Annotated in this window: 9 protein-coding genes; 3 read left to right on the top strand and 6 right to left on the bottom strand. The window is 46.0% G+C overall.

Annotation, left to right across the window (positions count from 1 at the left end):
- Positions 1-49: 49 nt before the first annotated feature.
- The 5 genes from ABDV94_RS14280 to ABDV94_RS14260 form a co-directional block, all read right to left on the bottom strand.
- Complete coding sequence (locus ABDV94_RS14280) at positions 50-517, bottom strand: Mpo1-like protein (RefSeq protein ID WP_343747879.1); 468 nt, start codon at positions 515-517, stop codon at positions 50-52.
- Positions 518-889: 372 nt separating this feature from the next.
- A complete protein-coding gene (locus ABDV94_RS14275) occupies positions 890-6,442 on the bottom strand; it encodes an MG2 domain-containing protein (RefSeq protein ID WP_343747878.1) in 5,553 nt (1,850 codons plus the stop codon).
- Between the two features lie 296 nt (positions 6,443-6,738).
- The gene (locus ABDV94_RS14270; RefSeq protein WP_343747877.1) at positions 6,739-8,658 is read right to left on the bottom strand and encodes a M1 family metallopeptidase; all 1,920 of its coding nucleotides are present in this window, start codon (positions 8,656-8,658) and stop codon (positions 6,739-6,741) included.
- 41 nt (positions 8,659-8,699) lie between these two features.
- Positions 8,700-9,440 (bottom strand): tRNA threonylcarbamoyladenosine dehydratase, encoded by a 741-nt coding sequence (locus ABDV94_RS14265; RefSeq protein ID WP_343747876.1) that lies wholly within the window; start codon positions 9,438-9,440, stop codon positions 8,700-8,702.
- Positions 9,437-10,087 (bottom strand): TatD family hydrolase, encoded by a 651-nt coding sequence (locus tag ABDV94_RS14260; RefSeq protein WP_343747875.1) that lies wholly within the window; start codon positions 10,085-10,087, stop codon positions 9,437-9,439. The genes ABDV94_RS14265 and ABDV94_RS14260 overlap by 4 nt, the downstream gene beginning before the upstream one ends.
- 92 nt (positions 10,088-10,179) lie before the next feature.
- On the opposite strand from ABDV94_RS14260, the gene ABDV94_RS14255 reads away from it, so the two are divergent.
- From ABDV94_RS14255 to ABDV94_RS14245, 3 genes are all read left to right on the top strand, one after another.
- A complete protein-coding gene (locus ABDV94_RS14255) occupies positions 10,180-12,042 on the top strand; it encodes a peptide MFS transporter (RefSeq protein WP_343747874.1) in 1,863 nt (620 codons plus the stop codon).
- Positions 12,043-12,100: 58 nt separating this feature from the next.
- Positions 12,101-13,783, top strand: coding sequence for a peptide MFS transporter (locus ABDV94_RS14250; protein WP_343747873.1), 1,683 nt, complete (start codon positions 12,101-12,103; stop codon positions 13,781-13,783).
- Positions 13,784-13,876: 93 nt separating this feature from the next.
- Positions 13,877-14,401, top strand: coding sequence for a hypothetical protein (locus ABDV94_RS14245; RefSeq protein ID WP_343747872.1), 525 nt, complete (start codon positions 13,877-13,879; stop codon positions 14,399-14,401).
- Between the two features lie 279 nt (positions 14,402-14,680).
- Here ABDV94_RS14245 and ABDV94_RS14240 read toward each other — a convergent pair.
- On the bottom strand, positions 14,681-14,893 hold a 213-nt coding region (locus ABDV94_RS14240), incomplete at its 5' end, for a hypothetical protein (protein ID WP_343747871.1).

The following is a 14,893-nucleotide window of genomic DNA, read 5'->3' as shown; positions in this document are numbered from 1 at the left end:
ATCAGGCGGCTTTTGGCTGCAAAGAAGTCGGGGAAATCAACCGGAATGATTAGTTTTTCGCTTTCAGAAGGTGGTTTAAAATCCATGCCGGACCGATCAGCAGGAACTGGAGATCTTTGAAGAAAGAAGGTTTTTTTCCTTCTACCTGGTGCCCGTAAAACTGTCCGATCCAGGCTGCTGCGAAAATAATTAATGAGCTGATCCAAAGCGGCGCGAATTTGGCCAGATAGAAATTCCCAATCAGGCAGAGAATGGAAAAAATCAGGATGAAAAATGCCATTCTGAGCGACAGGCGGATGTAAAAAAACAGCACCGGAATTAAAGCAACAACTGCCCAATTGACAAACAAAAACTGTTCTGTCCCGACAAGGTCTTCAAGCCAGGTCGTGGGAATACTCATTAGAAGTCCGACCACCGAGAAAAAAATAGCAGGAACACAGATAAAGTGAATCTTTTTATTGGTCGGATTTTGATGACTGACCGAATATTCTGCAAACCAATCGTTTAAACTTTTCACGGCGCTTTATTTGAGCATAAGTTACGAAATTAAGCGTACATAAGATAATGATTCACATTTTTTAGTTTGGGACGCGATGGATCGCGAATGAATCACAATTGGCACCTATTTTTGTTTTTCCCGCAGACTTCGGCGTGAGCTCAGTCGAACGATGCACAGATTAAGAGCTCGCCTACTCCGGAAAAGTCGGGACAGACTGGTCTCGCTTCTAAACCGTATAAAGAGGCGACAGGTAAGCGCCTCAGGCATTTGCGCATTTGCGGTAAAATAAACAGGATTGTATTTTGAAAAGGTGAGTAATGCTTATGCCCCAAACTAATTCCAATTAAAAGAAAAAGCCTGCGGATTTTGATCCGCAGGCCCTGATTGTGTTTAGGATGATTTGGGTTGTTTTATGATTTTAGTGACTTCCACCCAGCGCCCTTTTTCCTGGGCATTGACCGAATGATCGTACATGGCTTCGGCAAACACTGCCGGCAGGTAGAAACGACCCAGGTATGACGCGTTGAGCTGAATCTGAAAGACTTTCGTTTCGTTCGGGGCCAGTTTGAAATAACTGTATACCCGGTCGTCGCGGTAATCCTGGTAATCGACATTCGGCGTATTGTCTTCGTCGTAAAGCCGTGTATTGTGGATTTCCCAACCGCTCGGCATAAGCTGGTTTAGAGCCATTTCACGGTAGAACTGGTCTTTCGTCGGGTTTTTGATCGTAACTTTCATCACGAAATCGGTTCCCTGCATGATTTTCGACGGGTCGATCGTTACACCATTGAGATTCGTGTAAGCGATGTCCATCACCAGGTTGCTGCGAACACGTTTTTCTTTGCCGATCTGCGGTACTTTCCGTGTACAGAAAGTCACAAAGATTTTCTTCGGAGAAGTGTTCTTCACAGTCAGCTTTTTGAGTGTACTTCCGTCGGCATCGGAATAGTTTTTGGTGACCATGCGTTTACTTGAAGTCATCTTTTCCGAGTTGACTTCAAATTGCAGCGCGCCGCCATTTTTCACATTGCCGCTGGTGAGCGCCAGGATACAGTACCCGGCTTCCTGTGTGCTCAGCCACTGATCGGATTTCAATACTCCGGCAATTTCCTTTTCCAGCTGTTCCGTCGATTTGGACGCGATCAGCAAACCTGCTTCGAGGTTCATCGCCTTATCACGCAGTGTGGAACCGTAGGAATACGCATACTCACGGTAGTCTGCCGGAACGAAACTCAGGTTTCGTGTTAGTTGTTTTGCGAGGTCTTTCTGGCCTGCAAGGTAATAAGCTGCTGCAAGTCTCCACTTGGAAGTTACGCCCAGATTGGAACGTTCCTTCAGGCGGTTCATGGCTCCGAGTTCCGGTTTTCCGGCCAGCGCAAGCGTGTACAAGCGATAAGCCTGAATCAGCTGATTGGATTCTTCCCCGTGGCTGTAATAGCCCGAGTAGGAATCTGCCGACCAGTTGTTTGCCTGGTTTTTCTGGTATTCGAGCCAACGGGCTTTCAAATTACTCGGAAGTGTGAATCCGTGTTGTTCCGCTTCGATCATGAAATGGCCTGCGTAGTTCGATCCCCAGTCGCTGGCTTCCCGGTTTCCGGGCCAGTAAGCAAAACCGCCTTCATATTGCTGGAAGCTCTGGTAGCGCAATAAGGCCGCTTTGATATTGGCAGTCATCACCGCTTTTTCCTTTTCGCTGAACTGCATGATGTCCATGGCGAAGAGTTGCGGGAAGACCGCCGAAGTGGTTTGCTCGATGCATCCGTGCGGATAGTTGATGAGCTGTGACATGCGTCCGCTCAGGTTCATGGAACTGAATTGGCTTGTTTCCAGTGAATAGGAGTGAGAGCCGGAGATTCCGTCCTGGTCCATCGTAAAACTGATGGAACCGCCCGGTTCGATTTCTTTGGTTTCACTTTCCATTACTTCCGGGTTCGGGCTGCGCACATCGACCTCAAATTCCTGCACGGCGGTTTCATTTCCGGATTTTGCGAGGATCTTGACCTTCGCAATCCCGATTCGATTCGCTACTTTCAGTTCGAAAGCTGCAAGCTGTTCGCCTTCTCCGGTGAATTTCAAGCCCTGGCTTCGCGCTCCGCTGACAGTTAATAAGTCATTGCTGCTCACCTGTACATCGACGTTGCGGATGTTGTCTTTCATCGCGAAGACGTTTACCGGAAGGTGGATTGTTTCGGTTGGCCCGATGACGCGGGGAAGTGTTCCGAGTACCATCAGCGGTTTTTTGATCGTCACGGTTTCTTCCGCATTTCCGAACGCGGTAGCAGCGTGTGCAACCACCATAACCCGTACGGAACCAATGTAGGTCGGAAGTTCGATCTGGTGTGTTTTGGAAGAGCCCGCAGGGAGTACAAACGGCCCCAGGAAGTGTACCATTGGCTTGAAGCGGTTGGCTTTCGGCCCGGCTCCATCATCAGCAGAGCCGTCACCACCAATACTGAGCAAGCGATTCAGTTTCCCGGAATAAGCACCGATCACGGCATTGTACATGTCCCAGGTTTTGATTCCGAGCGCTTCTTTGGCATAGAATGTATTCCAGGGATTTGGTGTGGTGAAGCGTGTCAGATCCAATAACCCTTCATCGACCACTGCCACGGTGTATGTCATTCCTTTACCGGATTGTTCGCTCACCGTGATTTTTGCCGTGGATTCCGGACGCCATTCTTTCGCTACATGAATTTCCGGGTGCAAATGCGTTGCAGGATCGTCGACCAGGATCGGAACGATTCCGTACATGCGGATCGGTAAATCGTTGGTAGTGGCGCTGTGCGGCTGAATGAGGCTGACATGTACATACGCATTCGGAGCCATGTCTTCCGTGGTTTGGAACGAACAGGTTGTTTCGCCTTTCACGGTATTCACCCAGAATTTCTTCACGATTCTCGTACGTGTTTCCACCGAAATCAATGCTTTGCCTGATGCCGGGGAAGGAATGCTTAATTTGACCGTTTCGCCTTTTACATAGGACTTTTTATCGGTCGAAAAGTTCAGCATGGAAGCATATTCGTTGTTTTGCTGGTTTCCGCGACTCCAGTACGGCACATCGATTGAAACGATTTTTCCTGCCTGGTGGAATCCTTCTTCGTCCGTTACAGTAATCAGGAAACGACCGTAATCATTTTCTTTCAATCCGAATGTAAAGGCAGTTTTTCCTGAAGAACCATTCAGCAAGGAATCGTATACGATCATATTCCCGTTTCGTGCCATGAAATTCCCTAGGTCGTCATCTCCGCTTTCGTACCACCAACGCCATTCCATGCGGTAGATTTTCACCCGGATTTTGGATGGCTTTTTCAATAGTTCTCCCGCCGGATTGACCAGGACTACGTCGAACGTATGTTTTTTACCTGAAATCAGGGAGTTGTCAGCTTCCAAATCCGGAATCCGCAACCCGACATATTGTTTGTAGGGTGAATAAAGCTGTGAAAACCGGTCGATGGAGAAGTTTCCGCTTTGTTCGAAAACACGCATGGTGTAAATCGCATTCAGCATTCCGGAAGCATGTGATAGATTCGATGTTTCCTGCTTGAACTGTGCTTTTCCGTTTGCATCCAGGTCGTCGTCAAACAAGGTATTCTTGTCGGAGTTCATTTTCCGGATCGGGGAGTCGAATTCGAAACGCGGATAGCCCGGAATGACTGTTTTGGTAGATTGGTATTCGACATCGACCGTGGCACGCAGGTTTTTGGCAGGTGCTCCGTGCAGCCAATACGATTCGAGGGACAACAAACTGTCCGGATTCGCTCCTTTCGGAACGTTGAGCTTGATTTTTAAACGGTTTGGCTTCACGGTTTCCACTTTCAGGTACTTGGTGAATTCCCGCGAACCGACCACGATTCGTGCGGTGTAAATTCCCGTTTTGGCATCGGAACGCGTTGCTGTGCGGAAATCGTAATGTCCGTTGATACCTGTCGAACGCGTGATTTTGGCTGTTTCATACCCGGACGGATCCGTCAATGTGAAAGTTACCGGGTGGTTGGCAGGAAGTTTTTGCTCATAATCACGTAACACGAAGTTGACGTAGATCGAATCTCCCGGTCTCCACACGCCGCGCTCGGCATAGATATAGCCTTTCAGTCCGTTTTGTACTTCTTCGCCTTCCACATCGAATTCGGAAAGCATGTTGGCATGTCCGTCACTGACTTTCAGATAACCACGTTGTTTGCCGGATTTCGCGATGAGTAAAAAGGGTTTTTCAGACAATGTTTTGGTATACATTCCTTCTGCGTTTGTTGTTCCGGAAGCAATGACCTGTTTAGTGAAGTCATAGAACGTCACGGAAGCATTCGGAATGGGCTGCGTGGTGATCATGTCGGTAAGGAAAACGTGTGCTTCTTTTTTCGCATCCAGTTTGTAAATCACCCCGATGTTGGAAGCAAGAATATTGCGCGAAACGGCTTTCCCGTAGTAATAATCTGAGCTGCACGGTGATTCGGAGTTGTAACCGCCCCAATCTTCGTATCCGTCGTCCCAGTCGTCCAAATGCCACGGACGTTCAGACCAGTCGTCGTTCTGTGTGCTTGCGGTTTCTGTGCTTTCCTCTCCGTCTTCATCCGGAGCAGGGCAGTCGCAATACGTGTCTTTCTGTTCGAATTTGATCGAAATCCGGTAAATCGCTCCCGGTTCCGGGCGGATCCACTTTTCGAGGTCGAGTACGTGGGAAACCCATTCGCTTTTGTCTTCTTTTTTCACGCCGAGGGAAATGTTCTTTTCTGCAATTTTCTTCCCGAAACGGAAAATGGCTTCGGACTCGTTCAAATCGTTGACCTGTAGGAAATGATGTACGTTTTCTTCATAGATTTTAATGATGCGGATGGTGGCAGATTTCAGCCCGATGGTTTCAAACGGGAAAATCAATCCTTTGGAATCCGGCAGGATGGAACCGCTTCCGGTAATGCGTACTTTGGGTTTGGAAGGTGAAAAGACCAGCGAACGCTCGCATCCCTGCAGCATCGGGTAGTCTTTGATGTTTTTAATTCCCGGGTTCACTTTGATTGTATAGGTTCCTTCGACGCGGTTCGGAATGAAAACCGTGACTTCGTTGTAGTAAATGGAAAAAGTTTCTCCGCTCACTCCTTGCAGATCGATCAATCCGTTCAGATCCTGGTTGCCGGAGAGCGGTTCTGAGAAGGTGAGACGCACGCTTTGATCATCGTCGTCATTCACATTGAAGGAGCTGAGTCCGAAATCTCCGAGTGCAGGAACTCTGACGCTGGTCGAACCATTTGAGAAAGACGCGATAGGGTCTCCGTTCCATTCGATTGCAACGGTTGATTCTTTGACTGAACGTTTGATGCTGTCTACGATAAAAACGTATTCATTGGAGCCGTAGCTTTCTTCAAAGCGCACTTTGCGCGAAACACCTTCGTATTTCACCGAGATCACTTCTTTCAGTTTGGTGGTGTCGAAATAGTCCGTCATGGACACTTCGCCGCGCAGGGAATACCACTCGAGGTTGTAGGAATCGTATTCGATCAACGAGGGTTCGGAAACGGTGATTTTTTGTGGTTTGGTGGCAAACTGGAAGTTGAATTCTTCGTAGCCGCGTTCCACTTCCATGATTTCATCCAGTTCCAGGCTCACGGTGTAGATTTGGTTGGAGCTGAGCGGTTTTTTGGGAATAATGGCAATGGTGCGGAAATTCGTCCATTCAAAGTCGGCTTCAATTGCCGGACTGATCTCGATGATCTCTTTGAGGATCTTTTCGTCCATTCGGGACTTCATTCCCAATGCCGCAATTTTGGTTGAGTCGAGCTGGTCTTTCAACTCGATTTCAATGTGATCGGAATTGGAAATGATACCGGAAGTGTAACCGGAAACCCATTTGCGGAATTTAGGGTCGACAGAAATGATTTTATTGCCTGAGCACGCGAAGATGGTCGCGAGGATGCTGGAAGCAATGGTAAGGAAAACGATGAAGCGTGACATAATTGTTGTTGTTTGTTCTGCCAAAGATGAACGCTTGTGAGAGAAGATGAAGAGTCGTTTTAGAAGGTGACAGGAGCTTTTGATTATTCGTTGTGAAAATGGAATTATTTGAAAACGGGGGAGAGGAGAGTTGCGAAAAATCAGTGCTGAATAGCAGATAAACAAAGGGGTGTACGTAATATCGCGAATAGGCAACGGAAACCGGAATTTTCATCCTTTTCCCGGAAAAAGACGCACAAAAAAATCCCTCAAGCAACGCTCAAGGGATTTCGATATGATGGTTTTGTAATGTTTGTTCAGGAAGTGTAATCCAGCAGGTCGTCCAAGGTCATGATTGAAACGGGGTGATAGTTGTTTCTCACTTTTTTGTATACTTCCATACCCCATGAACGGCTGGAAGGATTATCGTGCAATGCCGTATAGATCGGCAACAGGAACTTTCTGCGACCAACGCGGGAAATAAAGGCTTCGATCTGAGGACGGATTTCTGTATAGTTCGAATTGATTGCCAAAACGTACCATTCCGTTGCTACTTCGGCATTTCCCCATTTGCTGAATCCTAGTTTCTCGTCGATCAGTGCCAAACGTTTCGGATCCATTTTCTTAGGCAAAGCACGGATAAACGCTTGCCATTCTTGCGGAACATACTGATCGCGCTTCAAAGCAGGAAGTTGTTTCTTTCCTTTTTTCTTTGCCGGTTTCTTGAAAATGTCTTTCCCGTTGGCAAAATCGCGTGCCAGTTTCTGGATCTTTTCAAAGCGTGGAGACGAGATCGCGAAGCAATTTTTCGGTAATCCCGGCTTGTAGAGCCATTCGTCAACGTTGAATTTGATGTTGGTCTGACTGATCAGGTTGTCGTTCAGGTATTTTTTGAATTGTTCCGTAGTCAATGTTTGGAATGCATGGTCTTTGAAGTACTTTTTCAGGAAGGTATCAAAACGTTGTCTTCCGAAATCGCGCTCCAGGGTTTTCAGGAAAAAGGCCCCTTTTACATAAGCAACAGAAGTCATTCCGTCGTCCGGGTTGCGTTTTTTCAGTTCCAGTTTTAAATGCGTGTCTTCTTCGCTCAGGCTTTCCAGCTCTGATTGCAACTCCTGGAATTCAATCAATGCAAGCATGTCGGCCACCTCTTTTCCGTACAATTCCTCCATGATACGGTTCTCGAAATAAACCGTAAATCCTTCGTTCAGCCAGAAATCATTCCAGCTTGCGTTGGTTACGAGGTTTCCGGACCAGGAGTGTGCCAGCTCATGTGCCAGTACCGAAACAGCGCTTCTGTCTCCGGCAATCAGTGTTGGATTGGCAAAGGTCAGGCGCGGATTTTCCATTCCGCCAAACGGGAAAGAGTAAGGAAGTACAATCACATCGTATTGTTCCCACTGGTATGGACCATAAAGGTTTTCAGCAGCGTGAATCATTTTCGGAAGATCTACAAATTCCCAAACGGCATCGTCGATCATTTCCGGTTCGGTGTAAATACCACAGTTTTCACCCAAAGATTTGTATTCCAGGTTTCCTACCGCCAAAGCGATCAGGTAAACCGGGATGGGTTGTTTCATCTCGAAATGGTACTTTCCTTCCGGGTTTCTCTCTTTCGGATTGGAAGCACTCATTACAGCCATCAATTCTGCAGGAACAGTTACATCAGCTGTGTAGGTAATGCGGTTTGCAGGAGTTCCCTGTACCGGAATCCAGGTGCGTGTGAGGATGGCCTGTCCTTGAGTGTACAGGTACGGATGTTTCTTCCCTTCAGTCAGTTCCGGATCCATCCAGTCCAACGCACCGGCATTTTCCGTTGTTTTGTAATAGATATTGATGTATTCGGTGTTTTTATCGATCTTGATGCTGAGCGGCTGTCCCAAATATTTCTCAGGTGCACCGATGATGAAATCCGTTTCTTTCTCGTTTCCTTTCTTACCCAAAGTCACTTTCTGGATTTCCGGACCGTTGATGTCGAAAATAGCTGTATCGGTATCTTTCAAACGCTCCATGCGGTGGCGTGCCACACCATAAATCGTTTTTTTCTCGAAATCCACGTCGATTTCCAGGTCCAGGTGTTTGGTGCGGATTTCGTCCGTATTGGAAAAGGAATGGGAGTCGTGTCCGGAAACAGCGCCGTTAATAGATTGATCTTTATTCAATGGTTCCGCATCGATGTCGCAACTAGCAATAGCAAGACTAAGTGCGGCAATGCCGAACAGGAAATTTAGTTTCATTTTTTGTATTTGAGGTACGCGAATATACTTTTTTCTTTGAATTACCGCTTGTGGGATGGTTCTTTTTGAGTCAGATAGCGGATCACTTCCGAAGCTCCCATCAGTCCGAACAAAGCCGGCATGTAGCTCACCGTTCCGTAAAATGAACGTTTGAAATTGGAGCCATCGGTCATCTTCAGCGACTCCTTTTGTTGTAATTCAGAGGAGTAAACGCATTTGATCTTTTCAAAGCGGACGCCTTTTTTCTTGAGTCGTTTTTTGACGTGTGCTCCCAGTTTACAGTTGTGGCTGTCGGGCAGTTTTGCAACATGCACGCGGGTCGGATCTGTTTTTCCTCCGGCTCCCAAATGGGTAATGACTTTGATCTTCTTGCTTTTGCAGGCAACGATCCACTCCAGTTTCGGAGTCACACTGTCAATACAGTCCATCACGTAATCGGGGCGGTATTCATCCAGGATTTCCCAAACGCGTGCCGGCAGGACGAATTCTTCGATTACATTCAGTTGAATCTCGGGGTTGATATCCCGGATGCGTTCAGCCAGAACCAGCGCTTTGTTTTTCCCGATGGTGGAATCCAAAGCCGTCAGCTGCCTGTTTTTATTGGTAATATCGAAGGCATCACCGTCGATAATGGTCATTGTTCCAACTCCTGCGCGGGCAATAAATTCCCCGGCAAAAGATCCGATTCCTCCAAGCCCTACAATGAGTACATGAGCAGATTTCAACCGATTCATTTCATCGGGTCCGAGGATCAGCTCTGTACGCTCCAGCCACTTACTCATACTTTAAAAATTCTTTTTGCGTTTTGGTTCAGTAGTTCGGTCAAGGCGCGCAAAGATACGCTTTTTATCTCAGCTACTGCACGATATGTGTCGATCAATGCTCCGGAACCCATATCGGTTTCCAGTAAAAGCCGGTCGGAAGGGATTGCTTCAACACTCTTTTGGAGTTTTGGGTTGTTCTTGACGGATTCGCCGATACTGATAAACACATTCGGGTAGTTCAAAACCGATTCCAGGATCGAAGCTTTGTTGAATCCGTGGTAAATAAGTGTCGTTTCCGGAGCGTGCTTTTCGTGCAGGAAACGGCAGCGGTCCCAGGAATTAACACAGTGTAAAATCACCGGTTTCTGCAATCCGGCAGCGAGTTCCAGCTGGAAGATATATAGTTCTTCCTGTTCTTTGGTTGTGGCGTAGCGGTTATCCAGCCCGATTTCTCCCACAGCCCGAAATCCCGGGTTTGGGGCCAGTTCGCTGCAGCGTTGTTTGATCGCTTCGCGGTCGAATGAACGGGCATTTTCCGGGTGGATTCCAAACGAAAAAAGGGGCGGAAAATCGCGCCCGGAGCCTTCCGTCCATTGAACAATTGCCCGCATTCCGGAATCAAAATGATGCGTGTGTGCATCGAAAAGCATCTCTAAATCAGTCATTAAGCAATCTTCGAAGCGTTAAAATTAAGACAATCTGAATCATTCAACCATTTTTTACCTATTTTCACCGACGCTAAAAATTAAATCGAAATATGGAAAATTCGACTCCGAAAGGACATCCAAAAGGATTATATTTATTATTCACGACAGAAATGTGGGAACGTTTCTCGTACTACGGGATGCGTGCCTTGTTTACGTTGTTCCTGATCAACGCGTTGATGTTCAACAAAGAAACCGCTTCCGGAATCTATGGTTCTTACACGAGTTTGGTTTATTTGACTCCGATCATCGGTGGGTATTTCGCAGATAATATCTGGGGAAACAGAAAATCCATCTTTGTGGGGGGGATCATGATGGCGATCGGTCAGTTATTCATGTTCTTATCGGCATCGTTCTACGCCAACCATTCACTGGCACTGATCCTGATGATTGTCGGGTTGACATTCCTGATCTTCGGTAACGGGTTCTTCAAACCGAATATCTCTACATTGGTAGGGCAGTTGTATTCTGAAACAGACAAACGTAAAGATGCGGCGTATACGATTTTCTATATGGGAATTAACCTGGGAGCGTTTATTGCACCGTTGATTTGTGGTTACCTTGGTGAGCGCTACAACGAAGCAAATGAGATTATCCCGGGAGCATTTAAATGGGGATTCCTGTGTGCTTGTATCGGTATGATTATCTCTGTGATTTCCTTCGAATTGAGAAAAGACAAGGTATTGGTTACGCCGGAAGGTGAGCCGATCGGGAAAATTCCGAACAAACAGCGTTTGGCATTACAGGGAGGAGCAGACGATGCAGCTCCGGTTTCCAAGTCCAAAAACAACGTATATGTTGGTGTTTTGATCGGAATGCTGGTACTGGTGGTGTTGCGTCTCTTTGTCTTTGCAGCCGAAGATGAAACGACTATTGACACGGTAAACAACTACATTTCGGCAGCCATTTTTGCCATTTCCATCGCGATTCCGTTTATCATTATTACGGATAAATCATTGAATAAAGTAGAGAAGCAACGCATCTGGGTAATCTACATTGTTGCGTTCTTCGTGATCTTCTTCTGGGCGGCATTCGAGCAGGCGGGAGCTTCATTGACATTCTTCGCTGCTGAGCAGACAAACCGCGATATTCTTGGATTCTCCATGCCGGCGAGCTGGTTTAACAGCTTCAACGCGGTATTCATCGTTATTCTTGCTCCGCTGATTTCCATTATGTGGACGAAACTGGCAAAAAGAGGTTTGGAACCGGCATCACCATACAAACAAGCTTACGGTTTATTCTTCCTGGCTTTGGGATACGTATTCATCGCAATCGGTGTTGACGGAGTGGAGCCGGGAGTGAAAGTGAGCATTATCTGGTTGACAGGTTTGTACTTCATCCACACGATCGGGGAATTGTTCTTGTCGCCAATCGGACTTTCGATGGTAAACAAACTGGCTCCGGTGCGTTTTGCATCCTTGTTGATGGGGGTATGGTTCCTGAGTACTGCAGCGGCAAACAACTTTGCAGGATTCCTGAGCTCATTCTACCCGGATCCGGTATTGAAAGGTGCAGAAGTACGTGCATTGGAAAAAGAGTTTACAACCGATACGTACAAATGTTACCTGCTTGCTGACGAAGTGAAGACAGCTACTTTGGCAGATACGGTAAAAGTGACAGACGACAAAGGAAAAGAAGTAGAGGTGAAATACTCAGATATCAAATTTGACCGCCTGCTTCCTGAAGTAAAAGATAAAAAAGACAAAGCGGCAATTGAAGCAAACGGAAAGATTATCCAGGAAAAGAAAATCGAGTTTGCAAAAAGAGCTGTGAATAAAGAGAAATCATTTATCGGAATTAAAATTACAGACTTGAAGTCATTCTTCTGGCTGTTTGTTTACCTGGCAGGAGGATCAGCGATCGTCTTGTTCCTGTTGAGCAAATTGCTGGTGAAAATGATGAATGGTGTAAAATAATTCAACCGAAAATCTAATTTTCAAGTCCCGTTCTTCGGGACTTTTTCATTTAAATACTATGACAAAACAGCGCAAACATCCGAAAGCACTTCCGTATTTGTTCCTTTCCGAAATGTGGGAACGGTTCGGGTACTACCTGATGATCGGGATTTTTACCCTGTATCTGAAAGATGCGAAGCAGGGATTTGAAATGACCGAAGCAGAATCCGCCAGTTTATACGGAACCTTTATCGCTTTGGTATTCTTTACTCCGTTCATCGGTGGTTTGCTGGCCGATCGTTTGCTGGGGTACCGCCTTCCGATTGTGATCGGTGGTTTGCTCATGGGAACCGGTTATTGCATGATGGGAGTGCATTCGTTTGAAATGCTCTATTCCGGAATGATCCTGGTGATTGCCGGAAACGGGTTGTTTAAGCCGAATATTTCGACCCTCCTGGGAAATCTCTATAATAATGATGCGTACCGTGATCAGAAAGACGACGGGTACAATATCTTTTACATGGGAATCAACGTGGGGGCTTTTGTGTGTAACATCGTTTCGGCATTTCTGATTAACAAATATGGGTATTCGGTTGCGTTCGTCGGAGCCGGAATCGGGATGTTTGTCGGAGTACTGGTTTTTCTTTCCGGGAACAAGCATTATGTTTCCGGCGATGTAAAGAAGGAAGCCATTCCGGGAGAAAAAGCGTGGTGGGTCGACTTGTTGATTGTAATTGTTCCTTCCGTTATTTTCGCGGCGATCGGTTATTTCATCAATGGCGTTCCTTCCGAAACCAACGAACATTCGTTCCTGGTGAAAGACGATGTCACGGATGCGTTCCTGTTTGCCTGCATTCCGGTAATCTTCTTTTTCGGATACGTCTTGTTTTCTTCTCCGAAAAGTGAAAGAAGGGTTGTCAGTGCAATCCTGGTAGTGTGTATCGCGGTGATTCCTTTTTGGGCCATCTTCAAACAAAACGGAACCGTGTTGAATACCTGGGCGGATAATTACACCAACCGGGATGTGCCCGAAGCAATTCGTGGAGGATTGAAAAGCATGTACCTGGCCGATGTGATTACGTACGAGAAGTCAAAAAAGCCGGAGCAGGTGGTGGATGAGCATTTCCGCAAGGTCAAGGTGAAAGTCAATGGAAAGGAAGAAGGCAAAAAAGCCATTCAATACCCGAATTACTTCAAAAACTACGAAGGCGTCTCTAAATTGAAAGACGGAGATCAGGTCGTTGTCTTTAATACGAACATTTTTCAATCCGTGAATCCGTTTTGGGTGATTACCTTGACACCTTTGGTTGTGGCGATATTCCGGTTTTTACGCCGGAAGAAAAGAGAGCCTGCTATTCCGGTTAAGTTTGTGTTGGGTTTGCTGATTACAGGTCTGTCCTGTCTGGTGATGGTTGCCGCAGCAAATGCTTCTCAAAACGGGGAGATCAAATCGAGTTACTGGTGGTTCTTTGCAGCTTACGGAGTAATTACCGTCGGGGAATTGTGTTTATCACCGATCGGTTTGTCGATGGTTTCGAAATTGTCGCCCGCCCGATTAACTGCCTTGTTGATGGGGGCATGGTTCATTTCAACTTCAATCGGGAACAAACTAAGCGGGGTGATTGCTTCGCTTTGGGATCATTACGATGACAAATCTTCGTTCTTCATGCTGAACTTCTACTTAATGATGGGAGCAACATTGATTTTGATCGTACTCCTACCATGGTTATTGAAAGTTTTCAGAGAACAGAGTAATAAATAACGTGTATATCCCCGGATCATGAAACGATTTCTTCCATTATTAGTACCGATCATTCTTTTATTAATAGCAATTCCTGTCCTATTAATAGGAGGGATGGTTTTTCCAGCAAAAGTGTTGGGAGTAATCCTGGTTGCTTTGACCTGGTTTGCACTCCGGTTTTGGTTGCGCAGAGCACTCCGAAAAAAACTGGCACAAGATGCGGTTCGCTTCAATGTCAATCACCGGTATTTTTTGAATGAGCTTAGCCCGATATATAAGAGTATGCCGAAAGGGGAGCGCCGCGTTCTGGAAAAACGAATGGGAAAACTGATTTCTGAGCTGCAGTTCGACGATACGACCAAGCCGGAATTGGATGCTGAAGACATCCTGGCCTATGCTTTATTACAGATGTACAGCGTATATCATGAAGGATTCAGATCCTTAAAGGGAAAGATGATCGTCTTTGATCAGGGAAATAATTCGGGAAATTTGGTTCTTTCCGAAGGAAAATACGTGTTATTGAACCCGGAATACGTTCAAAACATCCTGAAGGAAGCCCGTTCTCTGGACTTCTTCGCATCTGAAAACCTCCCGATTGTGGCAGAATTGCGAAAGCTTTACCTGGAAGGAGAAAAATAAACACGTTTTTTTGAGCCGGTAAAAGGTAGTTTATCAAGGTGTTAAGAATGCGTTATCAAAAAAGACAAGAAATAATCTTCAAAAAGGTTTGGAAAAGTAAAAAGACTGCATACCTTTGCACCCGCTTTGAACGATAAGCACTTCTGAAAAGAAAGATTGAAATCAAGAAAAGTTATCAAAAAAAAGTTTTTGAAAAGCTTTGAGAAATAAAAAAGATCTTTATCTTTGCACCCCGCAAACGAGTGGCTGACGAGTTGAGAGTTTTAGAAAAAGATTAAATTATTTTTCACAAAGGCTTGTTAGAAAAGAAAAGTTGATTACCTTTGCACCCCGCAAACGAGCGGTGATTGAGTTGAGAGGTTGAAAAAAAAGTTTAAAATTTTCTTCACAAACACTTGTTAGAAACAAAAACTTGATTACCTTTGCAACCCCGAAAACAACGGGAAACATTACAAAGAAAGACTTGAACAGCGGTTCGGTTTTAAAATGAAA

Origin of the sequence: Fluviicola sp. (assembly GCF_039596355.1) — a bacterium.
Taxonomy (GTDB): Bacteria; Bacteroidota; Bacteroidia; order Flavobacteriales_D; family Crocinitomicaceae; genus Fluviicola.
This window is presented reverse-complemented; position numbering and strand designations above follow the sequence as displayed.

What these genes read in the sequence shown, in the direction of transcription:
- ABDV94_RS14275 (WP_343747878.1), bottom strand. Translation starts at nt 6,442, where the DNA reads ATGTCACGCTTCATCGTTTTCCTTACCATTGCTTCCAGCATCCTCGCG.
- ABDV94_RS14270 (WP_343747877.1), bottom strand. Translation starts at nt 8,658, where the DNA reads ATGAAACTAAATTTCCTGTTCGGCATTGCCGCACTTAGTCTTGCTATT.
- ABDV94_RS14265 (WP_343747876.1), bottom strand. Translation starts at nt 9,440, where the DNA reads ATGAGTAAGTGGCTGGAGCGTACAGAGCTGATCCTCGGACCCGATGAA.
- ABDV94_RS14260 (WP_343747875.1), bottom strand. Translation starts at nt 10,087, where the DNA reads ATGACTGATTTAGAGATGCTTTTCGATGCACACACGCATCATTTTGAT.
- ABDV94_RS14255 (WP_343747874.1), top strand. Translation starts at nt 10,180, where the DNA reads ATGGAAAATTCGACTCCGAAAGGACATCCAAAAGGATTATATTTATTA.
- ABDV94_RS14250 (WP_343747873.1), top strand. Translation starts at nt 12,101, where the DNA reads ATGACAAAACAGCGCAAACATCCGAAAGCACTTCCGTATTTGTTCCTT.
- ABDV94_RS14245 (WP_343747872.1), top strand. Translation starts at nt 13,877, where the DNA reads ATGGTTTTTCCAGCAAAAGTGTTGGGAGTAATCCTGGTTGCTTTGACC.